The organism is Koromonas soli (genome assembly GCF_059726265.1).
On sequence record NZ_AP040872.1, the window covers coordinates 998,010 to 1,024,335 of the forward strand.

General features: G+C 57.5%; 23 protein-coding genes and 1 tRNA gene. 10 read left to right on the forward strand and 14 right to left on the reverse strand.

Annotated features, from left to right (window positions below; translation table 11 throughout):
• Positions 1–83: 83 nt before the first annotated feature.
• The 6 genes from AC6IY8_RS04375 (at position 84) to AC6IY8_RS04400 (ending at position 6,556) form a co-directional block, all read left to right on the forward strand.
• Positions 84–1,205: a zinc-dependent dehydrogenase gene (locus tag AC6IY8_RS04375; protein WP_497777478.1), complete on the forward strand. Its 1,122-nt coding sequence runs from the start codon at positions 84–86 to the stop codon at positions 1,203–1,205.
• A gap of 4 nt (positions 1,206–1,209) precedes the next feature.
• Entirely contained in the window at positions 1,210–2,259 is a 1,050-nt protein-coding gene (locus AC6IY8_RS04380) for a zinc-dependent alcohol dehydrogenase (RefSeq protein WP_497777479.1), read from the forward strand.
• 10 nt (positions 2,260–2,269) lie between these two features.
• Positions 2,270–3,292, forward strand: coding sequence for a squalene synthase HpnC (hpnC, locus tag AC6IY8_RS04385; RefSeq protein WP_497777480.1), 1,023 nt, complete (start codon positions 2,270–2,272; stop codon positions 3,290–3,292).
• Positions 3,289–4,194 (forward strand): phytoene/squalene synthase family protein, encoded by a 906-nt coding sequence (locus tag AC6IY8_RS04390; RefSeq protein ID WP_497777481.1) that lies wholly within the window; start codon positions 3,289–3,291, stop codon positions 4,192–4,194. The genes hpnC and AC6IY8_RS04390 overlap by 4 nt, the downstream gene beginning before the upstream one ends.
• A gap of 195 nt (positions 4,195–4,389) precedes the next feature.
• On the forward strand, positions 4,390–5,778 hold the full coding sequence (gene hpnE, locus AC6IY8_RS04395) for a hydroxysqualene dehydroxylase HpnE (RefSeq protein WP_497777482.1): 1,389 nt from the start codon (positions 4,390–4,392) through the stop codon (positions 5,776–5,778).
• 229 nt (positions 5,779–6,007) lie between these two features.
• On the forward strand, positions 6,008–6,556 hold the full coding sequence (locus AC6IY8_RS04400) for a hypothetical protein (RefSeq protein WP_497777483.1): 549 nt from the start codon (positions 6,008–6,010) through the stop codon (positions 6,554–6,556).
• Between the two features lie 136 nt (positions 6,557–6,692).
• Here the strand turns inward: AC6IY8_RS04400 and AC6IY8_RS04405 are convergent, their stop codons facing one another.
• Positions 6,693–6,908 (reverse strand): cold shock domain-containing protein, encoded by a 216-nt coding sequence (locus AC6IY8_RS04405; protein WP_497777484.1) that lies wholly within the window; start codon positions 6,906–6,908, stop codon positions 6,693–6,695.
• Positions 6,909–7,090: 182 nt separating this feature from the next.
• On the reverse strand, positions 7,091–7,762 hold the full coding sequence (locus tag AC6IY8_RS04410; protein WP_497777485.1) for an NUDIX hydrolase: 672 nt from the start codon (positions 7,760–7,762) through the stop codon (positions 7,091–7,093).
• Between the two features lie 57 nt (positions 7,763–7,819).
• On the opposite strand from AC6IY8_RS04410, the gene AC6IY8_RS04415 reads away from it, so the two are divergent.
• Positions 7,820–8,674 (forward strand): Rossmann-like and DUF2520 domain-containing protein, encoded by an 855-nt coding sequence (locus tag AC6IY8_RS04415; RefSeq protein ID WP_497777486.1) that lies wholly within the window; start codon positions 7,820–7,822, stop codon positions 8,672–8,674.
• Between the two features lie 95 nt (positions 8,675–8,769).
• Here the strand turns inward: AC6IY8_RS04415 and ribA are convergent, their stop codons facing one another.
• The 5 genes from ribA to AC6IY8_RS04440 form a co-directional block, all read right to left on the reverse strand.
• A complete protein-coding gene (gene ribA, locus AC6IY8_RS04420) occupies positions 8,770–9,396 on the reverse strand; it encodes a GTP cyclohydrolase II (protein WP_497777487.1) in 627 nt (208 codons plus the stop codon).
• A gap of 61 nt (positions 9,397–9,457) precedes the next feature.
• Positions 9,458–10,411 (reverse strand): TerC family protein, encoded by a 954-nt coding sequence (locus tag AC6IY8_RS04425; protein ID WP_497777488.1) that lies wholly within the window; start codon positions 10,409–10,411, stop codon positions 9,458–9,460.
• Between the two features lie 98 nt (positions 10,412–10,509).
• Positions 10,510–11,535, reverse strand: coding sequence for a M28 family peptidase (locus AC6IY8_RS04430; RefSeq protein WP_497777489.1), 1,026 nt, complete (start codon positions 11,533–11,535; stop codon positions 10,510–10,512).
• Positions 11,532–12,329, reverse strand: a complete 798-nt coding sequence (tatC, locus tag AC6IY8_RS04435) for a twin-arginine translocase subunit TatC (RefSeq protein ID WP_497777490.1) — start codon at positions 12,327–12,329, stop codon at positions 11,532–11,534. Before tatC ends, AC6IY8_RS04430 begins: the two co-directional genes overlap by 4 nt.
• Before the next feature lie 23 nt (positions 12,330–12,352).
• Positions 12,353–12,889 carry a Sec-independent protein translocase subunit TatA/TatB gene (locus AC6IY8_RS04440; protein ID WP_497777491.1) on the reverse strand — a complete coding sequence of 179 codons (537 nt, stop codon included), beginning with the start codon at positions 12,887–12,889 and terminating at the stop codon, positions 12,353–12,355.
• A 348-nt stretch (positions 12,890–13,237) separates the two neighbouring features.
• On the opposite strand from AC6IY8_RS04440, the gene AC6IY8_RS04445 reads away from it, so the two are divergent.
• Positions 13,238–14,854, forward strand: a complete 1,617-nt coding sequence (locus tag AC6IY8_RS04445; protein ID WP_497777492.1) for a S41 family peptidase — start codon at positions 13,238–13,240, stop codon at positions 14,852–14,854.
• A 147-nt stretch (positions 14,855–15,001) separates the two neighbouring features.
• Here AC6IY8_RS04445 and AC6IY8_RS04450 read toward each other — a convergent pair whose 3' ends face one another.
• The 7 genes from AC6IY8_RS04450 to gmd form a co-directional block, all read right to left on the reverse strand.
• Positions 15,002–15,340, reverse strand: a complete 339-nt coding sequence (locus tag AC6IY8_RS04450; RefSeq protein ID WP_497777493.1) for a P-II family nitrogen regulator — start codon at positions 15,338–15,340, stop codon at positions 15,002–15,004.
• Positions 15,341–15,418: 78 nt separating this feature from the next.
• Positions 15,419–17,053: an ammonium transporter gene (locus AC6IY8_RS04455; protein ID WP_497777494.1), complete on the reverse strand. Its 1,635-nt coding sequence runs from the start codon at positions 17,051–17,053 to the stop codon at positions 15,419–15,421.
• Between the two features lie 66 nt (positions 17,054–17,119).
• Positions 17,120–18,505: a porin gene (locus AC6IY8_RS04460; protein ID WP_497777495.1), complete on the reverse strand. Its 1,386-nt coding sequence runs from the start codon at positions 18,503–18,505 to the stop codon at positions 17,120–17,122.
• 388 nt (positions 18,506–18,893) lie between these two features.
• Positions 18,894–18,970: transfer RNA gene (locus AC6IY8_RS04465), tRNA-Arg, on the reverse strand.
• 36 nt (positions 18,971–19,006) lie between these two features.
• On the reverse strand, positions 19,007–19,714 hold the full coding sequence (locus AC6IY8_RS04470; protein WP_497777496.1) for a tyrosine-protein phosphatase: 708 nt from the start codon (positions 19,712–19,714) through the stop codon (positions 19,007–19,009).
• A gap of 11 nt (positions 19,715–19,725) precedes the next feature.
• Positions 19,726–20,715, reverse strand: coding sequence for a GDP-L-fucose synthase family protein (locus AC6IY8_RS04475; RefSeq protein ID WP_497777497.1), 990 nt, complete (start codon positions 20,713–20,715; stop codon positions 19,726–19,728).
• Positions 20,708–21,793 (reverse strand): GDP-mannose 4,6-dehydratase, encoded by a 1,086-nt coding sequence (gmd, locus tag AC6IY8_RS04480; protein WP_497777499.1) that lies wholly within the window; start codon positions 21,791–21,793, stop codon positions 20,708–20,710. Before gmd ends, AC6IY8_RS04475 begins: the two co-directional genes overlap by 8 nt.
• Before the next feature lie 217 nt (positions 21,794–22,010).
• Between gmd and AC6IY8_RS04485 the strand changes: the two genes are divergently transcribed.
• Both AC6IY8_RS04485 and AC6IY8_RS04490 read left to right on the forward strand, forming a co-directional pair.
• Positions 22,011–23,444, forward strand: coding sequence for a UDP-glucose dehydrogenase family protein (locus tag AC6IY8_RS04485; protein ID WP_497777500.1), 1,434 nt, complete (start codon positions 22,011–22,013; stop codon positions 23,442–23,444).
• Positions 23,445–23,571: 127 nt separating this feature from the next.
• Entirely contained in the window at positions 23,572–24,531 is a 960-nt protein-coding gene (locus AC6IY8_RS04490) for a UDP-glucuronic acid decarboxylase family protein (protein ID WP_497777502.1), read from the forward strand.
• Positions 24,532–26,326 lie beyond the last annotated feature (1,795 nt).

Sequence of the window (26,326 nt, forward strand, 5' to 3'; positions counted from 1 at the left end):
GGCCTTCGCTTCGCTCAGGATGACACCTCAGGAGCAAGGTCAAAGGCAATAGCAAGGCTTAGGAAAGTGAGTTGGGGAGAAGAATGGCGGTAAATGTAACGACGGTGGCGGCGCAAGGAGCTCAGGGGACGATTCCTGAGAAGATGCTGGCGGCGATCTACTACGGGAAAGACGATTTAAGGCTGGAAAGCGTTCCGGTGCCGCAGATTGGAAGCGGCGAGTTGCTGGTGCGCATTCATACGTGCGGCATCTGTGGGACGGATCTGAAGAAGATTGCGACGGGATCGCACTCGGCTCCGCGGGTGTTTGGTCACGAGATGACCGGTGTTGTGGTGGCGCGTGGCGCAGGGGTGACGAAGTTCAGCGAGGGAGATCGGGTGATGGTGTTCCATCATATTCCCTGCGGAACGTGCTACTACTGCAAGCGCAAGGTGTTCTCGCAATGCCCGGTGTACAAGAAGGTGGGGACCACGGCGGGGTTTGGCGAGGCCTCGGGCGGCGGCTTTTCGGAGTACATCCGGGTTATGGACTGGATTGTCGAAAAGGGCGTGATCCGGATACCGGACGGGGTGAGTTATGAGCAGGCTTCGCACATCGAGCCGGTGAACACAGTCTGGAAGGGCATCGACACGCTGGCGGTACAGAAGGGCGAGACGGTGCTGGTGATCGGCCAAGGGCCGATTGGGCTGCTACTAGCGAAACTAGCTCAGCGGGCGGGAGCGAATGTAATTACTTCCGATTTATTCCCACAGCGGCTTACAATTGGTCAGCGTTACGGATTAAGCCAGTCGATTGATGCTTCGACGACGAATGTAGTGCAGGCAATCCGGGAACGAACGGACGGCCGCGGTGCCGATGCCGTGATTCTGGCGGTAGGCGGAAGCTCGCTGATTAAGCCCGCGATTGAGGCGGCGCGGTTTGGCGGGCGCGTTTTGCTGTTCGCGCAAACGGTGCGCGGTGAGGTCGTAATCGATCCAGCCTCGATATGCGTAGATGAGAAGACGCTTCTGGGTTCCTATAGCGCATCGGTGGAACTGAATGACGAAGTAGCTCAATTTGTTTTTAGCGGCGAGATGGACCTGGCGGGGTTGTACAGTCACCGGTTTCCGCTGGCGCAGTCGCTGGAAGCATTGAGATTAGCTGCACATCCACAGCCGGACACGATGAAGATCGCGATTCAGCCGGGCAGCGAGTGGGAAGGATAACAGAGTGAGCAAACAGATGACGGCAGCAGTCCTCTACGGTAAAGAGGACGTGAAGATCGAGCGGGTTCCGATACCGTCCGTTGAAAAGGGCGAGGTGCTGATTCGCGTTCAGGCGGCGCTTACCTGTGGGACCGACCTGAAGGTGTATCGCCGCGGATATCACGCGAAGATGATCGTGCCGCCAGCATTGTTTGGACACGAATTCGCCGGTGTGATCGAAGAAGTAGGACCGGCGGTGAAGAACTTCCAGGTAGGGCAGCGCGTGGTGGCTTTGAATTCGGCACCGTGCGGGCAGTGCTTCTACTGCAAAAAGCATCAGGAAAATCTGTGCGAAGACCTGCTGTTCAACAATGGCGCGTATGCGGAGTTCATCCGAGTACCAAGGCGCATTGTCGAGAACAACATGCTGGTCATCCCGAAGGACATCAGCTTTGAGACGGCAGCGCTGACCGAACCGCTGGCGTGCGTGTTGCGTGGACTGCATGCAACGCATGTGGAGATTGGCGATACGGTGACGGTGATTGGAGCCGGGCCGATTGGGCTGATGTTCATGCAGGTGGCCCACATTATGGGCTGCGACGTGATCGCCGTGGTGAAGCATGATGAGCAGGTTACTTCAGCAAAGCGCGCGGGCGCGAGCAAGGTGGTGCAGTTCCCGAAGGTGGCGAACCCGATTGAGGCGGTGCGCGATTTGACGAAAGAACGTCGCGGATCGGATGTGGTGATCGAAGCCGTGGGGCGTCCCGAGGCGTGGGAGTGGGCCGTTGATATGGTGCGCAAGGGCGGCACAGTGAACCTGTTTGGCGGATGCGCGAAGGGGACGCGGGTGCAATTGAATACCGAACGCCTGCACTATTCGGAGATTACGCTGAAGGCTACGTTCCATCACACGCCGGACACGGTGCGCAGGGCATTTGCGCTGATTACGGAACGCAAGATCAAGGGTACGGACTACATTACCGGAGAAGCGCCGCTGTCAAAGCTGCAATCTGTGCTGCGGGACATGCTGGCGCGCGGCGGCGAGATCAAGACCGCGATCATTCCGGGACACTAAGGCAAGCCGAGTGACGTCATTTGTGCCCAGCACCCGACCGAACGGCGCCGGAACATCGGACGCAAGCCAAAATTCCAACGAGACGGAAGCCCTGCTCGCACGCGGGTGGGCCGCGCTGCCGCCGGAGTATGCGATTCCGGAGCGAGCGCCGTCGCTTGTCGAAGCGCAGGCATATTGCAAGCGGCTGGCGACCTCGCACTATGAGAACTTCTCGGTAGCGACGTGGTTCCTTCCGAAGCCGCTGCATCAGCATTTCTTCAATGTGTATGCGTACTGCCGCATCTCGGATGACCTGGGAGATGAGGTGGGGGATACGCGCGTCTCGCTGGCGCTGCTGGATTGCTGGCAGCAGCAGTTGGACGGGATGTATGCGGGGTTGGAAGGTGGAACGGGCGAGGCGGTGCGGCATCCGGTGTTTGTCGCGCTGGCGGATACGGTTCGAACGTTTGGGATTCCACGGCACGAGTTTGGCGATCTGCTGACGGCGTTCCGGCAGGACCAGACGGTCACGCGGTACGAGACGTTTAAGGATTTGCTGAGGTACTGCAGGAATTCGGCAAATCCAGTAGGGCATCTAGTGCTGTATTTGTGCGGTTACAGCGATGCGGAGCGGCAACTGCTTTCGGATTACACATGCACGGCGCTGCAGTTGGCGAACTTCTGGCAGGATGTGTCGGTGGATTGGAAGAAGGGGCGCGTGTACCTGCCTCTGGAGGATTTGCGGCGATTTGCTGTGAACGAAAACCAGATTGCGGAAGTGCAGTTCAATGGCGAGTTTCGCGAACTGATGAAATTTGAAGTGCAGCGAGCGAGGGAATGGTTTGAGCGCGGATTGCCTCTGGTGAAGATGGTGAATCGCTCGCTGGCGCTGGATATTGAGCTTTTCAGCCGCGGCGGGATGGCGATTCTGAGTGCGATTGAGGCGCAGGACTACAACGTGCTCGCGAAGCGGCCCAGTTTGAGCAAGCTGCGCAAGGCAGAACTGGCGTTGCGGGCGCTGGCCGGACGGATTGCGCTGGGGAGAGCGGGGTGAGCGCCACGATGCAGCACGTTGAGTCGCAACTGACGACGGCATATAGCGTTTGCCGACACATCGCACGCTCTTCGGCGAAGAATTTCTATTACGGGTTCATGCTGCTGCCGAGGCAGAAGCGCGATGCGCTGAGTGCGGTGTATGCGTTCATGCGTCATGCGGATGATCTGAGCGACGATCCGGGAATGAGCTCGCAGGAGAGACGAGCGAAGCTGGCGGGGTTCATCGACTCATATCATCGCGCGATGGAGACAGGGCGGACGGACGATCCGGTGTTCTTGGCGCTGCGCGACTCGCAGCAGAGATACCAGATTCCGATGGAGCTACTGGACCAGCTAGTTGCTGGGACGGGAATGGATGTGCGCGAAGACGAAGGTGGGGATGGGCCGCTGGTGGTCTATCGCACGTTCGACGACCTTTACGACTACTGCTATCACGTGGCCTCGGTGGTGGGGTTGGTGTGTATTCGCATCTTTGGGTATCGCGACCCGGCGGCAGAGCAGTATGCGGAGCATTTGGGGATTGCGTTTCAGCTCACGAATATTCTGCGCGACGTGAAAGAGGATGCGGGGATTTCGCGGGTGTATTTGCCGCAGGAAGACCTGGCGCATTTTGGGGTGAGTCCGCAGGAACTGGGTATGGGCGTGCCTGTGGAGAAGGTGCGGCCGCTGCTGGCGTTTGAGGCGGCGCGGGCGAGAGAGTTTTATAAGTCGGCAGACAAGTTGCTGCCGCTGATCGACGAAGTGAGCCAGCCGGCGCTGTGGGCGATGGTGGAGATCTATCGCGGGATTCTGGATCGAATTGAGCTAAAGCAATATGACGTGTACTCGGAGCGGGTACGGCTGTCGGTAGGCGACAAGCTGAAGGTGCTGGCGAAAGGATTTGGGAAGAGGCTGCTGTGAGTTGCGTCCAGTGTGATTGGCAGGGGCGGGTTTCGCGGTAGGTGACCTGGGTCGGCAGCGGCGATGCGGGACGGCGCTGGGATCCTTTGCCTGCAGCTCAGGATGACATCCTAAATTCAAATTCAAATTCAAACTAAAAGCAAAAACCAAAAGCAAAATTCAAATACAAAAGGCTAACGAGTAAGGGCGAGAGAGATGGCGCGGGCGACGGTAGGCGTGATTGGTGGAGGACTGGCGGGGCTGGCGGCGGGTTGCGCGCTGGCGGACGCGGGGTACGCTGTCACGCTGTTTGAGCGGCGTCCATTTCTGGGCGGACGCGCTTCATCCTATGAGCATCCGGGGACGGGCGAGGTGGTGGACAACTGCCAGCACGTGTTGCTGGGATGCTGCACGAACCTGCGCGATCTGTATCGGCGACTGGGAGTGGAAGACAAGGTGCGCTGGTATCGGCGTATCACGTTTATCGAGCCTGGCGGCAAGTCGGGTGTGATTGAGTCTTCATCGCTGCCTGCGCCATTTCATTCGGCAATTTCATTTGCGAAATTTGGGTTGTTGTCGCTAAGCGATAAGGCGGGGATTGCGCGCGCGCTGATGTCGTTGCTGGCGGGAGTGCCGGAAGATGGCGAAGAGGATTTCCTGACGTGGCTGCGGAAGAAGGGGCAGACGCAGAGGGCGATCGACCGCTTCTGGGCTCCGGTGCTGATCAGCAGCTTGAATGAAGAGTTGGACAAGTCTTCGGTGAAGTATGCGGCGCTGGTGTTTCGCGATGCGTTTTTGAAGTCGGCTGAGGCGGGCAGCATGGGTGTGCCGCGGATTCCGCTGTCGGAGCTGTATGGAGTGGCGGCGGAGTACATTCGGGCTCGCGGCGGTGAAGTGCGGTTGCGTAGTGGCGTGGATGCCGTGGCGTTCTGCGGCGATCGGGTAAAGCTGCGCTCGGGTGAAGAGGAATTCAGTTTTGATTATGCGATCTCGGCGGTGCCGTTTCATGCGATTGGGCGCATATTGCCGCAGAGCGCGGAAGCGGAGCAGTTACAGAAGCAGGTAAGTCATTTGCGCACGGTGCCGATTACGGGCATTCATCTGTGGTTCGACCGCGAGGTAACCGAGCTGGAGCATGCGGCATTGCTGGATCGCACGATTCAATGGATGTTCCAGAAATCGAAGATACTGGCGCGGGATGGTGCGAACGGCGGGAGCTATCTAGAACTGGTGGTGAGCTCGTCGAAAAACCTGGTGGACATGGGAAGGGCGGAGATTATCGAGCTGGCGATGAAGGAGCTGGCGGAGTTCTTTCCCAAGTTGCGCGAGGCAAAGCTGCTGAAGGCGACGGTGATCAAGGAAGTACACGCGACGTTTGCTCCCACGCCGGGAAGTGAGCAGTTTCGGTTGCGGCCGCAGAGCTCGTGGCCAAGGCTGTTCCTGAGTGGTGACTGGACGGCAACGGGGTGGCCCTCGACGATGGAGGGCGCGGTGCGCGCAGGGTATCTCTCGGCGGAGGCGCTAGCCCGAGCAGCGGGAGATGAGAGGAAGTTTCTGGTTCCTGATTTAGAGCCGCAGGGGTTCATGCGACTGTTCAGGCCCTAGTGTCCGTTCTAAGTTCGAGATCATAGACGCAGCAGATGCGAGCGGGGTGCTTCCCCATATGCCAAAGCAACGCATAATGTGGGCCACTATGTTCGGCTCGTGTAATTTCTAACTGAGAAAGCAAAAGCTTCCGTCGATGGTGCTGGGTGGTGTTCTGGATAGCCCTCAAAATCGAGGCTGCTGGAACGGCACGCATCCTGCACTGTAAAGGGCATCAGGAGGTTTTTGCATGAAAACCCTAGCACTTGGGACAGTACTGCTGGGCTGCTGTCTGGCGGCGACGGCTCAGACGGGCAGCACTCCAAACCAGACTCCACCGACATCAACTCCGCCGACCTTCCCTCAGACGCAGACGGGACAGACTCCGTCGAATCCATCGACTCCGTCTGATCCTTCGGCGATTCCGCCGGATACGCATGCACCGGGACAGATGTCGCAGGATGATCGCGCAACGCATTCGCCAAGTTCACAGGCGACGAGCCTACAAGGCTGCTTGAGCCAGACGTCGGATGGAAACTTCATCCTGGCCGATAACTCGGGAAACAGCTTCCAGCTTCGTGGTAGCACCTCGCAACTGCGTGACTTTGTTGGCAAAGAAGTGAGCGTAACGGGAATGGCGAACTCGAGCAGTTCGAGCGCTGGAGCGATGTCATCCTCTACGCCATCGTCGGGATCGACAGGTTCCGGTTCGTCGAGCAGCACGCCTTCGACTCAGTTTAACGTGAGCGATGTGCGCAAGCTGGCTGACTCCTGCACGGCGGGAACGAGCACGCGGTAAATCGAATTGAGAAGGCTGCCGATAGAAGCAGCCTCCGGGAAATATGGGGGACGAAAAGAAAGGCTGCTCTCGGTGAGGGCAGCCTTTCTGTTGTCCGGGCGATTGGCGGCAAACAAAGAACGTACCTTTGTCGCGGTCAGGCAGCAGCGATCTTCTGGACGTTTCCGGCCTGAGGACCTTTTTGACCTTCTACAATTTCGAACTCTACAACATCACCTTCCTGCAAACTCTTGTAACCTTCGCTGGAGATCGCACTGTAGTGTACAAACACATCCGGTCCGTCTTCGCGTCCGATGAACCCAAACCCTTTCGCATTGTTAAACCACTTCACAGTTCCCTTGAGACGAGCCACGTACTATTCCTCCGAGCATCGTGCTAACGGGCTATGCGATGAAGTTTGGAACCTCGCGTTATTGCGACGTTCCGACTTCTTCGTCGCGCTGCTGCTCATTGAGATGACTTGTTTGCTTGCGTGATTTCGACGATTCTCCGCCACTTTGTTTATGTTGTCAACCTAGTACATAGATGGAGCATTTAGCGTCGATTGCTGCTTGGTCCACTGCCTGAAATGTGAAATTTCTGCGCCGCCCAAAGAACGCCCGCGATTGCTTTGCCGTCCTTGAGTTTTCCGCTCATGACCCATTTCACGGCCGTCCGGAGAGGCACGAGTTTGCATGTGATGAACTCGTCTTCCTCGGGAGTTGCCTTGCCACTGTGCAAATCGCGAGCTGCGAAAATGAACATCGTTTCATCAAGAAATCCGGGACTCGCGTAATAGTACAGAATTGGTTTCCACTCGGAGGCGGTGTAGCCTGTCTCTTCTGCAAGCTCGCGTTTGGCTGCCGTGAGCGCGTCTTCTCCATCATCGATGCGACCGGCGGGAATCTCCCACAGATCCTGATTGGCGGCGTAACGATACTGCTTGATGAGCAGGACGGAAGGCTCGTCCTTGCGCTCGTCAATGGCAAGCACGACGACGGAACCTGGATGACGGATGATGTCGCGCCGAACTTTGACGCCGGAAGGCTCGATGACTTCGTCGCTGGTGACACGGAAGACGGGCGCGGTGTGCACGACCTTGGAGGATAGTATTTTGACCGCTTTTTGCGTGGCTGCTGCCGTGGATCGAGTGGTGGACTTTGCGGCGGAGCGAGAGCGCGGCTTGCGGGACTTCTTCGCTGCGGGCGTTTTGCTTGCTTTCTTCATGGCGACACTATACACAAAACGATCGCATGCCGTGCTACTCTGCTGAGCGTGAAAGCATTGCCATCAATATCGTTTGTTGGTGCGGGTGCGCTGGCCAGTGGACTGGCACGATTGCTGCGCGCAGAAGGGTTCGCGATCGAAGAAATCGTGGCGCGGGCGAATGCTGTATCGAAACGTAAGGCTGGTGTGCTGGCGCGTGCTGTTGGTGCAAAAGTTGCGACTCTGGAGGACGCCGAGCTTGAGGCGGATGTGCTGTGGCTCGCAGTTCCGGATGAGGCGGTAGGAGAGGTGTCGCGTGAGCTGGCGCGAAGAGAAAGACTGCTTCGGATTGTGTTGCACGCGAGTGGAGCACTGAGCAGCGCTGCGCTGCAGGTGCTGAAGGAACGCGGCGTACACACGGGAAGCGCGCATCCGATGATGACATTTGTGGCGGGAGAGCCGCCAAGCTTGCAAGGAGCTTGGTTCGCAGTAGAAGGCATGCCGAAGGCGGTAAAAGCTGCGCGTGCAATCGCTGGGAAACTTGGGGCGAAGAGCTTTACGATTAAGCCGGAGAGCAAGGTGCTCTATCACGCATTTGGGGCAATGCTTTCTCCGATGCTGGCTGCGGAACTCGAGGCGGCGGAGCGGACGGGAGTGAAGACAGGCATCAAGGCTGCAGATGTGCGAAAGATCATGGAGCCGATTGTGCTGCGCACGGTGCGGAACGTGTTGAGCAATGGGGCGGGAAAGTCCTTCAGTGGACCGCTGGCGCGGGGAGATGTGCGCACCGTGGAGGCGCATTTGTACGCACTGGACGATGCCTCCGAAGGAAAGGTGTATCGCGCGCTGATGGAGTATGCAACGGAGGCGTTGCCGGTGAAGCGAGCGGAGGAGATGAGAATGCTGCTTGGAAAGAAAAAGGCAAAGAGATAAAACAGGTAAGAGCAACCATCCCACACTGAACTCAAAAAGAACGCGAGGGCACCCTCTGGGTGATTGCTACTCCCCGCGGGGTAACCACGACAACATTACATGAAGAGGTGGCCCATCTTCTCGCGCTTGGTGCGGAGGTATTTGGCGTTACTTTCGTAAGCTTCGACGTCGGCGGGAACACGCTCGACGACTTCGATTCCGGCGGATTGGACGGCATCGACTTTTTCGGGATTGTTGGAGAGCAGGTGGAGTTTCTTCACTCCCAAGTAGGTGAGGATTTCGACGGGCATGTGGTAGCCACGGCAGTCGGCGCGGAATCCGAGCTTGACGTTGGCTTCAACGGTATCGAGTCCCTGGTCCTGTAGTTCGTACGCTTGTAGTTTTGCCATGAGACCGATGCCGCGGCCTTCCTGCTCCTCGTAGATCAGAATGCCTTTGCCGAGTTCGCCGATTTTCATGAGGGCGAGCTCGAGCTGCTGGCGGCAGTCGCAGCGCATGGAGTGGAAGACGTCTCCGGTGAGGCACTGCGAGTGGATGCGAACGAGTGGTGCGTCGCTTTGGACGTCGCCCATGACGAGCGCTACGGCTTCCTCTTTGCGGCGCTCGGTCCCATCAGGGGAGCCGGTGGCGGGGGTTCCGGGGACAAAGCCTTCAAAGCCGAGAATGCGGAAAAGTCCCCAACGGGTGGGGAAGTCGGCCTCGGCAATCTTTCGTATCGACATTGTATTCACTTCTATAAGTATAGACGCCGAGGCTCGGCCGCCGGATTCATGGCGACGCCAGCTACTCGGCCACAGGCTTGCGCGTGACGATGCTGGCGCCGATCGAGATGGCGAGCACACCAACGATTACTCCGAGGGCAACGACGGTCGGGATCTCGATGTGGTGCGCGGCAATCATCTTCGCACCGATGAAGACAAGGATGACCGCGAGTCCGTAGTGGAGCAGATGGAAGAGATCGATGAGTCCGGCGAGGGCGAAGTAGAGGGCGCGAAGGCCAAGGATGGCGAAGATGTTGGAGGTGAACACGACAAATGGCTGGCGCGTGACGGCGAGCACCGCCGGGATGGAATCAACGGCGAAGATTACGTCCGTGGTTTCAATGATGATGAGCACGAGAGCCAGAGGCGTGAAGTAGCGCACTCCGTTGCGAACGATGGTGAAATTGCCGTTGGAGTAATCGTCGGTCAGGCGCAGATGGGTCCGGGCAAAACGTGTGATGACATTGTTGGTGGGATCGCTTTGCTCGTCCTGAAAGACGAGCTTGATTCCGGCGTACACAAGGAACGCTCCGAAGATGTACATGATCCACTCGAAGCGATTGAGCAGCGTGACGCCGGCACCGATGAAGATGGCGCGCATGATGATGGCGCCGAGAATGCCCCAAAACAGCACCTTGTGCTGAAGTTCGGATGGGACCTTGAACTGCCGGAAGATGAGCAGGAAGACAAAAAGATTGTCAACGCTCAACGCTTCCTCGACCAGGTAACCGGTGATGAACTCAAGCGAGAGCTGACGATTGTCGTGCGTAAGATCGCCAGTGATGCGATTTCCGTGGAAGTAGATGAGGACGGCGAAAGCGGCGGCAAGGCTGATCCAGAAGGCCGTCCAGCTAAGCGCCTCGCGCATGCTGACGGTGTGTGCTTTGCGATTCAGGACCTTCAGGTCAATCACAAGCATTGCGACGATAAAAACAAGGAACAGTATCCAGAACAGGATGTTAGGCGGGAGAGACATGTATTGTCGTATTCAGTTGGCAGCAGTGCTGCGCCAGATCCTTCCTAAATTAGCGTATCACCTGCGCCAGTCTCTGAGTGTGATACGGGCGCAGGTGGCTATCGCGTATTCAGGGCGCGAATGGTTTCCATGACGACGTCGCCCACGATCTGTAGGCTCGCGGCGCTGCACTTGTCGGGAGTGTCCTCGGTGGTGTGGTGGTAGATGTTGTTGAATCCGTAGTCGAGATCGATGATGTCGGCCACGGGAATTCCCGCGTCGCGGAAGGGAAGATGGTCGTCAGAGATCTGGTTGGTCTGGGCGAAGAAGTGCGATTGCTTTCCGGTGCGCTGGGCGGCGCGATAAACAACATCAAGCAGCCAGGGCGTGGAATTGAGGTCGCGTACGACGTCGAGATCCTTGTCGCCGATCATGTCGAGCAGCAGGAATGCTTTTACTTTTGCGGCGGTGCCGTCCTGCTGCCACTCCTTTGCAAGATGCTTGCTGCCATAGACGCTGTCGGCGGCGGTCCACTCGATGGTGGCCTCCTCGCCGTCGGTGAAGACGAGCCAGATGCTCGAGCCCTCAGGTGGATGCTGGCGTAGCTGGCCGGCGATTTCGAGCATGAGGCCGACATTGGAGCCGCCATCGTTGGCTCCCACGAAGCTGGTGTTCTTGAGCGGGAGATTGGTGTCGTAGTGTCCGGCGAGGACGATGATTCCATCTTTTTTGCCAGGGAACTTGGCGACGATGTTGTTCATGGGGAACGAACCGGCGGCGGTCTGCGCGGTGAACTTATCCTGCTCGATCTGTGCGCCGTCGAGGTGCGCGAGGATGAACTGTTCGGCTTTGGTGTGTCCGGTGCTGCCAAGCGGACGGGGGCCGAGGGCGACGAAGTCCTTGAGGTTGCGGTAGGCGCGCTCTCCGCTGATCTTGAGGGCAGGAGGCGTGTCGGACTTCGGGTCGAACTCCGCTGGATTGGGCGCAGGACGGGTTGCGGGTTGCGTTTGCGCTGAGGCCGTCTGCGGGGTGGATTGGGAATCGCGGCAGGCGAGGGTGGAAAGGGAGGCCGCGAGGAGGAGAGCCAGAATCATGGGGCCTCCGATGCGATCAAAGTTCAGGAGGCCCCGATGTCCGTTCATCATTTGCTGTTCAGCTCCCGCTTCTTGCGTTGCGTGGGATGCACGATGTAGGCGACGCCAATGCTGACCAGGTAAAGGACGATCATGGGCGCGGCGAAGATGCACATGTTCATGATGTCGGTGGTCGGTGTGATGATGGCGGCGATGATGAAGATAACAAGGATTGAATAGCGAAGATTGCGCCACATCCAGCCCGGGCTCACCAAGCCGAACAGGGCAAGGAAGAAGACCAGAATGGGCATCTCGAATACCACGCCAAGGCCGAGCACGATCGTCATGAACAGATCGGTGTACTCGTTGATGGTGATCATCGGAGTGAACTGCTTGCTGTAATCGATGAGGAAGTCGAGAGCCGCCGGGTACACCATCTTGTAAGCGAAAAGGCCACCCGCAACGAAGAGTCCGACGGTGCTGAACATGAATGGGCCGACGTACCGGCGTTCATGCTTGTAAAGTCCCGGGGCGATAAACGCCCATACCTGCCACAAAACGAACGGAGAGGCAACGAAGATGCCCACAATGAGGCTGATCTTCAGGTACATGTTGAAGGGATCAGTGGGGTTCGTATAAACGAGGTTGGTGGGCAGGTTGTGACGGGTGAGAGCAAAGATGATAGGGCTCTGCATCCAGCCGAAAATTTTCTCGTGCCACCAATAGCAGACACAGAAGCCCGCGGCGACGTAAAGAAGGCTCCAGATAATGCGCTTGCGAAGCTCCTCGAGGTGTTCGAGGAAGCCCATGGACGACAGTTGCTGCCGGTCTTTCAGTGTGCTGGTTGGAGTTGCTGTGTCTGACATCAGAACCTTATCTGGTCACCCGGTTAGCTGTTCTGCGAAGCAGAATCGCTCTGGGCCGGCGCCGGAGTGAGCGGAGGTTGGCCGGTCGCGGCATGAACCGGGGAGGAAGCGCTCGGCGCGGCCTCTGCATTCTCGGTGGCGGCAACAGGCGTGGAAGGCGCAGGTTCAGCCGCTGGTTCCGACGCAGGTACGGCCTCGGGATAAGCAGAGGACACGGTCGGAGCATCGGGCGGACGCAGCGTGAAGTTCTGCGCATCGAACGCCATGCGGGCAGTCTTCATCAGGCGGTCGTGCGCGTTGTCAATTTCGGAAATGGCCGAGGTGACAGCGGGCGGCAATAGCGTCTGGGTGAACGAAGAACTTTGCTGGGCACCCGTATTGGAGACCGGCGGTACTTCGGTAGCGGCGTTTTCGATTTCAGTCTGGAGCTGGTACTTGAAATCATTGGACGCACGCTTAAACTCGGCCATAAACTTGCCAATCTCGCGGCCGATCTCGGGTAACTTCTTGGGGCCGAATAAAATCAGCGCCAGCAAGAAGATGAAAATCATCTCGGGCATTCCCAGGCTCATACCGAAATATCATACACGGCAACGGCTTCGGCTAAGAAGCAGGTGGCGAGCCTGAGAGGAGAAAAAACAAGACCTTAAGACACTTAGGACAGGGAGTAAGCCCCGGGGCGGACGGGCCAAAGAAGTTCGAAGCCGAGCAGGGAAGTTTCGCATCCTATGAATGCCGCTGCGGTGGTCTATTTCCCAATCCAGCATCGGTGCGGAACTAACAGCGGAGTGGGTGAAACTGCTATACTCTTGCGAAATTAAGGGTTGCGCGCGCTGTGTACAGTCAGGGCGAGCGCGGCAAACATTCACGATTGCGCTGTCGCGCAGCTCACAGAGAAGAAGGTATCAATGGCCGGACGTTCCCGTCGCTCACTTGTAGTAGTTTTCCTCGTTATTCTGACTTGCGGTTTGCTCGGAGTGGTCTTCGGGCGGACGGGAGCAGCACCCGCCAGCAGCGACGACGATATGCGCGATTCGGTGCACAATTTCGCGCAGGTCTATAGCGTCATCGAGCAGAATTATGCAGAAAAGCTCGATCCGGATAAGGCGATCTATGACGGCGCGATCCCCGGCATGCTGCGTGTGCTCGATCCGCACTCGAATTTCTTCGATCCGAAACAGTACTCGGCACTGCAGGAAGAGCAGCGCGGCCGCTACTACGGCGTAGGTATGCAGGTGGGGCCGCGGAACAATAAAGTCATCGTGATCGCTCCGTTCGCGGGCGCTCCGGCGTATCGTGCCGGTATCCGGCCGGGTGATGTGATTGTAGCCATCGACGGCAAGCCGACGGACAACATGACGACCAGCGACGTCGCCGACCTGCTGAAGGGACCGAAGGGAACGACGGTTCATATCGCGATTTTGCGCGAGGGCAACACGAAACCGCTCGACTTCTCGGTGGTGCGTGACGAGATTCCTCGCTACTCGGTCGATCTGCACTTCATGATTCGTCCGGGAATCGGGTATCTGCACGTTAGCGGTTTCCAGGAGACGACAGAGGCCGAGACGGCAGCGGCACTGGACGAGATGGGCGACCTGAAAGGCCTGATCCTTGATCTTCGCAATAACCCCGGTGGGTTGCTGAGCGAAGGCGTGGGCGTAGCAGATAAGTTCCTGAAGAAGGGACAGGTGATCGTAAGCCACCATGGACGGAATTCACCGGAGAAGGTCTACCGCGCGGCTCATGGCAGCACGAAGGACTTCCCGATTGTTGTGCTGGTGAACCACGGCACGGCTTCGGCGGCGGAGATTGTTTCTGGCGCGATTCAGGACCATGATCGCGGATTGATCGTGGGCGAAACTACGTTTGGCAAGGGACTGGTGCAGACCGTGTATCGGTTGAGCGAAAACACCGGACTGGCGCTGACCACGGCCAAGTACTACACGCCGAGCGGAAGACTGATCCAGCGCGAATACAACGGTGTGTCGCTTTACGACTACTACTACAACCGCAACCAGGACGATAACTCGATCAACGGGCAGAAGCAGGACGACGCGAACCGCGAAGTGAAGCTGACCGACAGCGGACGCACGGTGTATGGCGGCGGCGGTATCACGCCGGATGTGAAGTTCCCGCCGATCAAGGCAAATAAGTTCCAGGAAGAGCTGCTGCGCAAGTATGCGTTCTTCAATTTTGCCAAGCACTATGCGATCAATCACAAGGTCGAGAAGAACTTCCAGGTAGATGACGCCGTGATGCAGGAGTTCAGGACTTTCCTGAATGACGCGAAGCTGCCCTTCACCGAGAAGGACCTGGTGGACAACAATGAGTGGGTTCGATCGAGCATCAAGAGCGAGCTGTTCGTCGGCGCCTTCGGCCAGCAGGAAGGCATGAGGGTTCAGGCGGAATCCGACCCGAACGTGCTGAAGGCTCTGGACCTGATGCCAAAGGCGAAGGAACTGGCAGAAAACGCCAGGAAGACCATTGCCGAGCACAACAACGCACGGTTGGGAGCGGCAAAGTAAGCTAGTCAGACTTGATTGCAAGAGGGCACCCTGCGCGGGTGCCCTTCTTTATTGTGACGAATCGTCCTGGGAGGAATCGTCGAGCGCACATAGAAAAACCGGAGAGGCTCGTAAGAGCGACTCTCCGGTGAGGAGGGGAGCGGAGGACTAGAGCGCGGCGGCACCCTCTTCCTGGTTGCGGATGCGGATGGCGTGTTCGACTTTGTACAGGAAGATTTTGCCGTCGCCGATCTGGCCGGTGGACGCAGTGTTTACGATGCATTCCACGACTGAGTCCACCATGTCATCGGGGACAACGGATTCGATCTTGATTTTCGGCAACAGGGAAAGGTCGTACTCGCGGCCGCGGTAGGTCTCGGTATGGCCTTTCTGGCGGCCATGTCCGCGTACCTCTGAAACTGTCATTCCCTCTATGCCAAGCGTGCCCAAGGCTTCTCGGACTGCATCGAATTTGCCGGGCTGAATGATCGCTTCGATCTTGGTCATCTTTGAATCCTCGCTTTAGAGATTGGGTCCAGTTGAGGACGGCAGGCAGGCTGCCGTCCCGGGTTACTGGCGTTTGCGCTATGTGGTCGTCCGTATGGTGACGCTGGTTTTCTTGTCGGCAGACGAGGCGTGTGGATCCATGCCTGATGGAGTGCCCAGGGCCGAGATCACATACTCTGGGTAGGCAGAGATGCCGTGCTCGTAAAGGTCGAGACCGTAGAGTTCGCCTTCACGGGAGACGCGCAGAGTGCCGGTGGCGTTGACGGCGTACATAAGTGCCAGAGCCACAACGAAGGTTGTCACCGTGACAATGAAGCTGCCAAGAGCCTGCGCTCGCAGAAGTTGGAATCCACCGCCGTAGAAGAGGCCCTTGAGCGCGGTCGAGTTGTCGGGAGCGATCGGGCCGGTGGCACCGTACTTGCCGCAGGCAAACAGACCGAGCGAGAGAGTTCCCCAGATGCCGCAGATTCCGTGGACGGGAACCGCGCCGATTGGGTCATCGATGCGGAGGTACTCGAGAAGTTCGATTCCGGCGATGACCACTACGCCAGCGATGCCGCCGAGAATGATCGATCCGGTGGGGCTGACCCAGTAGCAGGGGCAGGTGATGGCGACTAGTCCGGCAAGGAATCCGTTGACGGTGAAGCTGACGTCCCACTTCTTGCTCAGGATGTAGCCGTATGCCATGGAGGTGAGCCCGGCGGCGCAGGCGGCAAGAGTGGTGTTGGCGGCAACGCGGCCGATGCCTTCGAAATCCATCGCCGAGAGCGTGCTGCCGGGATTGAATCCGTACCAGCCGAACCAGAGCAGGAGGCCACCGGATGCGGCGATGGTGAGATCGTGCGGCATCATGGGGCCACCGCCGTCGCGCTTGAACTTGCGGCCGAGGCGAGGACCAAGAACGATAGATCCGGCAAGAGCAATGAATCCACCGATGGTGTGGACCACGGTAGAGCCGGCGAAATCGTGGAAGCCGGTGCCCATCCAGGGAAGGAAGTTGCCGTCGCTGCCCATGAGCGCCAGGAAGCCATCCGGTCCCCAGGCCCAGTGGCCAACGATGGGATAGATGAATCCGGAGACGCCGACGGAGTAGATCAGGTCGCCGACGAAGCCGGTGCGTCCGATCATGGCGCCGGAGGTGATGGTGGAGCAGGTGTCGGCAAAGGCGAACTGGAAGAGCCAGAAGGCAAGAAACGCTACGCCTGAGGTTTCATAGGTTGAAGGCACGCCTTGCAGGAAGAACCAGTGATATCCGATGAAGCCGTTGCCGTGGCTGAACATGAATGCAAAGCCGAATGCATAGAACAGCAGGCCGCACAGACATGTATCAACGATGCACTCCATCAGCACGTTTACGGTTTCACGCGAGCGGCAGAATCCAGCCTCTAGCATGGTGAAGCCGACCTGCATGCCGAAGACGAGGAATGCCGCGACCAACGTCCACATGGTGTTGATGGGGTTGATGACATCGGCTGCCTTGACGGGCGTCTCGGCAGCGAGCGCATTGGTGAAGAACAGCGACGATGCCAAGGTCATCACCATCAGGACCAGGGCTATGCCTGCTGCTTTACCGGCGAAGAGCGTCATTCCGTAGCGTCGCCACTCGGGGTTGCGCAAACGATCTGCGAGCCGTGAAAACTTCTGCGAATAAGACAGGCTGTTGTTGTTCGCTGCCTTCGTTCGAACCTTTTCCAGAGTAGTTACGTCTGCCATCCGTGTCTCCATCTCCTCGTAATTATTGCGTGTCTTGGTGTGTAGCCTGTAGTTTCTAAATTCTGATTACTTGGTCTCGCTGGGTTCCAGCACGAAGACAAGACCGGCATCGACCGTGGTCTGTCCCTTCACGAACGAAGAACCGCCGCGCTGGAAGAAGTTCTGGTTGGAGCTGTCGTGGCGGTACTCGAGTCGCGAGAGCAGGTGTCCGGCAATCTTGCGCTCGATGGTGCCAGTGAACTCCTGCATGTGCTGTCCGGTTGCAGGAATGAAAGCGTTGGGAATGCCACTCGCAAAACCGTCGTGATCGTTGAAGTACTCATAACGTGCCGCGACGGCGAACTTGGGATTCACGGCGTACTTCACGTATCCGGCGACGCCTGCGTAGTCTCCGGGCTTTCCGCCGAGAACGCCTTCATCGCGGTTGTAGTCGATATTGGCCAGCAGCGAGAGCTTCGCGGTGGGATTGAAGGCAATGACGGTATCGGAGAGATGATTCCACTTGGTGTTGTCTCCGGTGCCAAAGCGATCAAGAGGGCCGGCGAGATAGGTTTCGGTGATGCTGAGCTTCTTGGTCGCGTTCCATGCAATGGTGAGGCCGCCGGTCTTTCCGGTATTGGTCGAGACGACGTTGTTCCAGCCATTCAGGGCATAGCCGGTGACAGCCCACTTGTCATTGAAGGTGTACTTGGCGCGCAGGCCCATGTGGTAATAGGGAATGGCATAACTGAAGAGCAGGCTGCGCGAGTAGTTCCAATTCTGGTTGGTCTCGATGACTTCGGCGCCAGTAGGAGTGACGAACTTGCCCACGTCGATCTGCAGTCCCTTGCCGACCGGAGCGAGGTAGGAAAGATAGCCTTCCTTCAGATATTGATCGACGGGCAACGTGCGGGCCACTTCGAAGGGGGTGCTATTGACGGCATTGACGGCCTGACCAAAGGCGATCGCAGCACGGAAGCCCAGAGGCGAACTCTTGTCGGGAACCTTGTCAAGTTGCAGTTCGAGCAGGTTGAGCGAGAACTGATTGTTGGTGAACTGGAAGGGCTCGGTCGCGGTATTTCCGACGTGCGCGACACCGAGGGCAGGATGGTTGGCGTTGTAGCCGTAGTAGGCATCAACAAGCCCGGTGAACGTGGTTCCGGCGAGCACACTGCTGATTCCAGAAAGCGGGTTTGGGGCTGCGGCGGGCGCTGTGGCAGGAGTTGCGACGGCAGCGGTTGGTGTCGCGTGCATATCAGCCGGCATGTCCGTGGATGCAGGCGCAGCCTTTGCGGGTTCCGCTGTCTTCGAGGCCTTTAGCGAGTCCAGTTCGGAGCGCATCATTTCAAGCTGTTTTTCGAGATCGGCGATCTTGTGATCGACATCCGCACTTGATGTTTGTGCCGTTAAGCCAATCGGCAGAGTGCACGCGAGGAATAGAATTCCCAGCGCCGTGGAAAGAAGGCGTCTCATCCGCATCAGCAGTTCTCCTGTCTAAACGTCGTCAGCAATATCCAAGGTGAGCAGTGCACTTGATCAAGCGTTGGCCGAGAGTAGCTGTGGGTGGCTCCGTATTACCAATTCCTTTTATTTATCGGGCTGATAACCGATTGTTGTAGTGAACTGGATTGGCGGAAAGCAGAAATATGCAACGGGATGTATATGTATGCATGAGCGCGCGGGAAGTGGCGAGCTGGGCCGCATAAACACTGAGGATTATGGTGGTTGTGCGAGATTGGTGACTTCAGCGGCGAGCGGGAAAGATGAATAAGGCCATGCGCGTAAGGAAGCGCGGAATAAATAAGACTTCTTGGATTGATAGAAAAGATTTGTGGAGTTGGAGCAAAGATTGGGCGGGATCTGGTGCGCCTGGCAGGATTCGAACCTGCAACCGCGAGTTCCGAAGACTCGTGCTCTATCCAGTTAAGCTACAGGCGCGCAGATGCAATTCTATGCCAGAGACTACGGTTCTGACTATGGCAGGTTGGCGAGGTTGCGCAAGATTGCGTCCGGGTTGGTGACGAGCAGGCGCATGGCGGCATTGAGTCCGGCGATGCGGGCAGCAGCATCGCGCGCGGTGGAGAGAATGGGCGGTCGTCGTTCAGTGCCGTGCGCATCGCTGGCGATGATGTGCACGAGATTCTTCCTGAGCATGGACTCGGATGCCCTCTGACTTGACTTGCCCCAGGCTCCGGTAAGGGCGTTGGCGGTGATTTGAACGAGGCAGCCTGAATCGACAAAAGATTGAACCATGCCGGGATTCCGCAGAACAATGGGATTGCGCTCGGGATGAGTGATGATGGGCACGAGGCCGATGGTCTGCAGGCGATAAAGCGTTTGCGAAATGTTGAAGGAGCTGTGGTCGGAGAGTTCGACGAGCAGGTAACGAGTGTTGTCGATGACGTATCTCTCTGGATTTGTAAGTGCATCTTCGATGTTGTCGTAGGAGAGATGGAAATCACAGCCGAGAGAGAAGCTTAACTCGGGCACACGCGAGCGAAGTTCATCGAGCAGGGCGAGGCAGGCGGTACGATCGTAGGAGTAGCGATGATTTGCATGGGGAGTGGCGACGATGTGAGCGATGCCATCCCGCTGCGCGAGGCGACACATCTCCAAGGTTGCGTCCCAGGAGCTTGCGCCATCGTCTATGCCGGGCAGCAGGTGGCAGTGGAGGTCGATCATGCTCGTGAGCGTCACTCTGACTTGAGCGCGGCTTCCTTTTCGCAGAAATCGGCGTATGCGATGCGGATTCCATCTTCGATGGAAATCTTTGGCCGCCAGCCCAGGTTGAAAAGCTTGCTGCTGTCCATCAGTTTGCGGGGAGTGCCGTCAGGCTTGGTCGCATCGAAGACGATGTTGCCGCGGAAGCCGAGTTGGTCGCAGACCTTTTGTGCGAGCTCGCGGATGCTGAGTTCGATGCCGCTGCCTACGTTCACAAGGGGCGCTAGCTGGGGATGGTGGGTGAGTTCGCGGAATGTCTGCTGCGGAACGTTGAGCAGGAAGATGCAAGCGTCGGCCATATCATCGCTGAAGAGAAATTCGCGAAGAGGTGTGCCGGTGCCCCAGACAGTGATACTGGAGTCGCCACGCTGCATTGCATCGTGCACTTTGCGGATCAGGGCAGGTAAGACGTGCGAGGATGCGAGGTCGTAGTTGTCGCCGGGACCGTAGAGATTGGTGGGCATGGCGGCGAGGTATTCGGTTCCGTGTTGGCGATTGAAGGCCCAGCACATCTCGATTCCGGCGATCTTGGCAATAGCGTATGAACGATTGGTGAACTCGAGTGGACCGGCGAGCAATTGATCTTCGGCAATCGGTTGCGGAGCGAGCTTTGGGTAGATGCAGCTTGAGCCCAGGAACAGCATGCGGCTTACGCCGGAGCGATAGGCGCTCTCGATAACATTGCTTTGGATACGCAGGTTCTGGGCGATGAAGTCGGCTGGGAAGTCGCGGTTGGCGAGAATGCCTCCGACCTTGGCGGCAGCAAGGAAAACGAACTCGGGGCGCTGATCGTCGAAGAAACGCGCGACCGCCGCCGAATCGAGCAAATCGAGTTCCTGGCGTGTGCGCAACAGGAGATTGTTGTATCCCTGCGTGCGCAACCTGCGCACGAGGGCAGAACCGGCGAGACCGCGATGGCCGGCGACGAAGATCTTCGCGTCCTGCGGAATGTAGTTACTCATGGTGGTGGTGGAAAACTTTGTAGCCGTTCGCCGAAACCATGGCGTCGCGTTTGGCCAGCTCGTAGTCTGCTTCGACCATTTCAGTGACTAGCTGATCGAAGGTGGTGGTGGGCTTCCATCCGAGTTTTGCCTTGGCTTTGGCGGGATTGCCGAGCAGGCTATCGACTTCAGCCGGACGGAAATAGTGCGGATCGATGGCAACGATGCAACGTCCATGCTGGTCAAAGCCTTTTTCGTCGCGGCCGGAGCCCCGCCAAGTGATTCTCAAATCCAGTTTGGAGGCCGCGAGGTTTATGAATTCGCGCACGCTGTGCTGCTCTCCGGTGGCGATTACGAAATCCTCCGGCTTTTGCTGTTGCAGCATGAGCCACTGCATCTCGGCGTAATCGCGGGCGTGTCCCCAGTCACGGCGAGAGTCGAGGTTGCCCATGTACACCGTCTGTTGCAGACCGGCTTTGACGCGAGCCAGGCCGCGGGTGATCTTGCGCGTTACAAAGGTTTCGCCCCGGCGGGGAGACTCGTGATTGAAGAGGATGCCGTTGCAGGCGTAGATCCCGTATGCCTCGCGGTAGTTTACGGTGATCCAGAAGGCATAGAGCTTGGCGGCAGCATAGGGAGAACGCGGGTAGAAGGGAGTTGTCTCGGTTTGGGGAACTTCCTGCACGAGGCCATAGAGTTCGGAAGTAGAGGCCTGGTAGAAGCGCGTGGTTTTCTCCAGCCCGAGCATACGAATGGCCTCAAGCAGCCGCAGAGTGCCTACGCCATCGGCTTCTGCGGTGAACTCGGGCTGCTCGAAAGAGACTCCAACGTGGCTTTGGGCGGCGAGGTTGTAGATCTCGTGGGGTTGGATGGCCTGGACGACACGCACCAGACTGCTGGTGTCCGTCATGTCGCCGTAATGCAGAATGAGGCGCCGATCGCGGTCGTGCGGATCCTGATAGAGATGGTCAATGCGGTTGGTATTGAACAGCGATGTTCGGCGCTTTATGCCGTGGACTTCATAGCCCTTGGAAAGTAGCAATTCTGCTAGATAGGAGCCGTCCTGCCCAGTGATGCCGGTGATCAAGGCTTTTTTCATCGGATTCCAAACCCTGCCTCAGATTACGTCCTGGAAAGCCATAGCTCGGGCAAGTGTTTAGAGGATAGCAGCTTGAATGGAGAGCGAGAATGAGGCTCAACTCCGGCTGAAGCAACTATTCTGCCCTAGGGACATTCTGTTAAGACGTGAGTGACTGATATGCTTGGATTTGCCCCCGGAGCCTGTGTGATAGAAAAGCTTCCAAAAGAGGAAAATCGTGGATTCTCAACTGAAATCTAATGTCCCTGTGAAAATTGCTGTGGTTGGTTCAGGGTATGTGGGACTGATTGCCGCTGTGTGCTTTGCTGAGATCGGTCATTCGGTCGTTTGCGTCGATAACGATACGGCCAAGGTCACAGCGCTGCAGACTGGCGGAATCCCGATTTATGAAGAGCAATTGCCGGAGCTGCTGGAACGGCATCGCGGAAAACGACTGGTGTTTTCCTCAGACTTGCTGGCAGCAGCGCGCGACGCTGAGGTGATCTTTATCGCCGTAGGCACTCCGCAGTCGCCGACCGGGGAAGCTGACCTTTCGTATGTTGAGGCTTCGGTACGCGAAATCGCGGCCGAGCTGCAGGATTATAAAGTCGTGGTGGAGAAGAGCACGGTTCCGGTGCTCACCAACCAGTGGATCAGCCGCACGCTGCGGTTCAATGGCGCGAAAGAAAAGAATTTCGACGTCATTTCGAACCCCGAGTTTCTGCGCGAAGGAACGGCGATCCAGGACTTTTTGTATCCGGACCGCATTGTGGTGGGAGCGGATACGGAGCGCTCGCGAGCAGTGCTGCGCAGAGTGTATGAGCCTCTGATTGATGGCAGCTACTACAAGCGCCCAGACCACGTACCGGGGCCTCGGGACCTGACGGGCGGAGTCACCTACCTGGAGACCAGCGCGAAGAGCGCGGAACTGATCAAGCATGCATCGAACGCGTTTCTGGCGCTGAAGATTTCCTTTATCAACGCAGTTTCGAACATTTGCGAGCTGGTGGGAACGGATGTGCAGGAAGTCGCGATGGGCGTTGGGTCGGACTCGCGCATCGGGTCGAAGTTTCTCAATGCCGGAATCGGCTATGGCGGATCATGCTTTCCGAAGGATGTGCGGGCGTTCTACAAGATTGCGGAGTCGGTGGGGTATGACTTCGATCTGCTGCAATCGGTGGAGAAGATTAACGAGAACCAGCAGCAGTGTTTCATCAAGAAGCTGCGCTCGGCCTTGTGGACACTGAAGGGCAAGCATATTGGCGTGCTCGGATTGGCATTCAAAGGCGGCACGGACGATATTCGCGAATCTCCGGCGATCAACGTCATTCGCCTGCTGCTGTCGGAGGGGTGCAAGGTTTCCGCTTACGATCCGGCGGCGATGTCGAAAGCAGAATGCGTGCTGCCAGAGAACAAGAATCTGCAGTATGTCGAGGATGAATTCGAAGCCGCGCGTGATGCACATGCGGTGCTGGTGGTGACCGAATGGCCGCAGTTCGCCCGACTGGACCTGGTCAAGTTGCAGCAGATCATGCGTTACCCGGTGATCATCGATGGACGCAATTTGTTTGACCTGAAGAAAATGTCGGAGGCGGGGTTCCACTACTACAGCATGGGCCGTCCGCTGGCGCAGCCGAAACCTGCGGAAAACGGGAACGCCGCCGGGGACTGAGTGGCTGTGCGAAAGTCGGCTCGCATGTGTCGTTTATGATGGGCGTTGCTGGAACGAATGGCTGCAGTGGTCTGCGACACTTCGCTCGGCTGTGAATGTTTTCAGATTCGGTGGATAGAGGCGATTCATGCGGGTTCTTGTAACCGGTGGAGCCGGATTTCTGGGCTCCCATCTTTGCGAGCGGCTGCTGGCGGACGGTCATTCAGTCGTTTGCGTGGACAATCTGCTGACAGGGCGGATTGAGAACCTGAAGGAATGCTCCAAAGACCCTCGGTTCAGCTTCGAGCAGCACAACATCTGTGTTCCTTTCGACTTTGGCCCGGTCGATTTCATCTATGAGTTTGCCTCGCCTGCGAGTCCTTTCGATTATCTGAAATATGCGCTGGAGACGCTGGAGGTGGGTTCCTCGGGAACACGCAACTGTCTTGAACTGGCGCAGAAGTACAACGCGGGATTTCTGCTGGCTTCGACATCCGAGTGCTATGGCGATCCGGAGGTGCATCCGCAGCCGGAGAGCTACTGGGGCAGGGTGAATCCGATTGGACCGCGCTCGGTGTATGACGAGGCAAAGCGCTTCTCGGAGGCGCTGACCATGGCCTACCACCGCTATCGCAAGGTGGACACGCGGATTGTGCGTATCTTCAACACCTATGGCCCGCGCCTGCAGCTCATGGACGGACGGGTGATCTCGACCTTTATGCGGCAGGCTATCCTGGGCGAGGACATCACGATCTTTGGCGAAGGCAGCCAGACCCGCAGCTTCTGCTATGTGAGCGACGAGGTGGATGGCATCGTGCGCCTGGCGGCCTCGGGAGAGCACTATCCGACCAATATCGGGAACCCCGGGGAGTTCACGATGATCGAATGCGCGAAGCTGGTGCTGGAGGTCACGGGTTCGGCGAGCAAGCTGATTTTTGAGCCGCTGCCGGAAGATGATCCCAAGCAGCGCCGTCCGGACATTACGAAAGCCAAAGCCCTGCTGGGCTGGGAGCCAAAGATCGACCTCGGCACGGGACTCCAGTTGAGCCTTCCATACTTCCGCGAGAGCGTCGCAACGCATAAGGTTCACTCCGATGCGAACCGGTAGATGCGGGCCTGAGTTTCGGCTGAACACCATCTGGTCCGTGTTTGCTGAAACGGATGGCTGAGGAATCGGGCAGGTCATGTGTATGAGTCGTGCTAGACATGACGATGATTCGCTGAATGCAATCAGTCCCAGAGTTGGAAAAACGCCAACTCTGGGCCACCCGCCGGAGCAGGTCATGTGTACGAGTCGTGCTAGACACAATGATCGCTGATGCAATTATCCCAGAGTTGGAAAAATCGCCAACTCTGGGCCACCCGCGGGACCGCCGTAGCCGGAGTGAATACGTTGAGGATGGCAGGGAGGTTCTTCGCGCCAATCGCGGTTGCTGCCACAGCAATAGATGCTGCCGCAATTGCAACTTGCACGCTCCTGGATTAAGGCTAGGAGGAACCCATGATTAATCGAGATGATCGTGACAAGGCAGCCTCAATTCTTAGGCAGTTTATTGATTGTGAGATAAACAACAACGAGTTTTCGAAGCTCTTTCCGCGCAGCCAAGTGGATATGGCCGTCAGGGCAATCAGAATGCAAGTGTGGACTTACTATTCGGATTTTTCGGAACACCGGCTCTCTGGAAAGAATCGACCGTCCGCCGAGATTATGGCTCTATTGGAGAGGTGCTGGTCATTTCTGTTGAGTAACTGCGAATATCGTTGGCCCGAGCCATCGTTTGGAATCAAGAGTGTGCTTCGTAATCTACTCAGCAGGTTCGGACGGACAGGGGGCAGCAGTTCGGAAAGTCCCGGAGACGAGAATGTATGGCCGTTTTTCAGCGCGGAAGAGTACGAACGATCCAGAAACATGAAGGACGGCGAACATACATCTTGATTGAGAAGGTCGGCTTTGAGCTGGCCGTGCGATCCTCCTGAGGCGGCATCGTAGCTCCGCGTGGCACTTCTGGAGCTTCGATGTGGTGTTGTTCTCTGGGTTCCGCGCGGTATCCGTGAAGGGAGAAAACCGTCCATGCCTTCGGCATGGGGTTTAGGGGTGACACGCCACCCCAGAATGGGAGCTGCGGGTGAACGCGGCGTTAACGCCGGATGCAACGCGCTTCAATAGTGGGCAATACTGCACTTAGGAGTTCGGATGATGAAACGAAAGCTTTATTCGCGCGACGGTGAATGCCCGTATTGCGGAGGCGTTGTTCCTCCCGCATTTGTCATGCTTCGTGGGTCTTTCTGTGTCCCTGGATATTACCCTTCCGAAGCGGGAGCGGGGGGAGGGCATGACCCTGTGGTAAACCCATGCAGTGACCCAAACTGGGTGTCGGTGCACCCCCTGGGTTGCGGAGGGCCGCCAACCGGAGGGTCAGAGTACGGAACATTCGGCGAAGGTCCGCATCTACCAACCGGAGGATTCGGGGATGGCGACATGATTTTTTTCCCCTCCATTCTGGATTTGCGTCCGTGTAAGTTACTGGGTTTCCCGTGTATGGAGGACGCGCTGAACCCAATCATGGATCTGTCCTCCCCAAACAACGGGACACCTGCAGCACCGCCAGCGCCGCCAGCGCCGCAGCCTAACCTAGACGATTGCTCTAAGGCAGCGTCAGCGGCGGCTGGTTCCCTTGTGACAAGACAATCTGTCGAGACAACTGCAATGACGACCTACTTCTCCTTCTTGATGCCGGGCAGCACGGCATTGAAGCTTCTGCGGGGTGTAGGGTTGGGTCAGCTGGCCTCGATTTCTGTGAAGGGATCGGATTACATGGGAGCATATTATCAATGCCTCTGGAGCCACGGCGTTTCTCAGCCTATTCCTCACGGACACTAGAACATTGGCGGGAATGAGATAT

What these genes read in the sequence shown, in the direction of transcription:
- AC6IY8_RS04410 (WP_497777485.1), bottom strand. Translation starts at nt 7,762, where the DNA reads ATGAAGAAAGCAAGCAAAACGCCCGCAGCGAAGAAGTCCCGCAAGCCG.
- tatC (WP_497777490.1), bottom strand. Translation starts at nt 12,329, where the DNA reads ATGTCAGACACAGCAACTCCAACCAGCACACTGAAAGACCGGCAGCAA.
- ribA (WP_497777487.1), bottom strand. Translation starts at nt 9,396, where the DNA reads ATGTCGATACGAAAGATTGCCGAGGCCGACTTCCCCACCCGTTGGGGA.
- AC6IY8_RS04445 (WP_497777492.1), top strand. Translation starts at nt 13,238, where the DNA reads ATGGCCGGACGTTCCCGTCGCTCACTTGTAGTAGTTTTCCTCGTTATT.
- AC6IY8_RS04470 (WP_497777496.1), bottom strand. Translation starts at nt 19,714, where the DNA reads ATGATCGACCTCCACTGCCACCTGCTGCCCGGCATAGACGATGGCGCA.
- AC6IY8_RS04400 (WP_497777483.1), top strand. Translation starts at nt 6,008, where the DNA reads ATGAAAACCCTAGCACTTGGGACAGTACTGCTGGGCTGCTGTCTGGCG.
- AC6IY8_RS04375 (WP_497777478.1), top strand. Translation starts at nt 84, where the DNA reads ATGGCGGTAAATGTAACGACGGTGGCGGCGCAAGGAGCTCAGGGGACG.
- AC6IY8_RS04450 (WP_497777493.1), bottom strand. Translation starts at nt 15,340, where the DNA reads ATGACCAAGATCGAAGCGATCATTCAGCCCGGCAAATTCGATGCAGTC.
- AC6IY8_RS04425 (WP_497777488.1), bottom strand. Translation starts at nt 10,411, where the DNA reads ATGTCTCTCCCGCCTAACATCCTGTTCTGGATACTGTTCCTTGTTTTT.
- AC6IY8_RS04440 (WP_497777491.1), bottom strand. Translation starts at nt 12,889, where the DNA reads ATGCCCGAGATGATTTTCATCTTCTTGCTGGCGCTGATTTTATTCGGC.
- AC6IY8_RS04455 (WP_497777494.1), bottom strand. Translation starts at nt 17,053, where the DNA reads ATGGCAGACGTAACTACTCTGGAAAAGGTTCGAACGAAGGCAGCGAAC.
- gmd (WP_497777499.1), bottom strand. Translation starts at nt 21,793, where the DNA reads ATGAAAAAAGCCTTGATCACCGGCATCACTGGGCAGGACGGCTCCTAT.
- AC6IY8_RS04490 (WP_497777502.1), top strand. Translation starts at nt 23,572, where the DNA reads ATGCGGGTTCTTGTAACCGGTGGAGCCGGATTTCTGGGCTCCCATCTT.
- AC6IY8_RS04460 (WP_497777495.1), bottom strand. Translation starts at nt 18,505, where the DNA reads ATGAGACGCCTTCTTTCCACGGCGCTGGGAATTCTATTCCTCGCGTGC.
- AC6IY8_RS04475 (WP_497777497.1), bottom strand. Translation starts at nt 20,715, where the DNA reads ATGAGTAACTACATTCCGCAGGACGCGAAGATCTTCGTCGCCGGCCAT.
- AC6IY8_RS04430 (WP_497777489.1), bottom strand. Translation starts at nt 11,535, where the DNA reads ATGATGAACGGACATCGGGGCCTCCTGAACTTTGATCGCATCGGAGGC.
- hpnE (WP_497777482.1), top strand. Translation starts at nt 4,390, where the DNA reads ATGGCGCGGGCGACGGTAGGCGTGATTGGTGGAGGACTGGCGGGGCTG.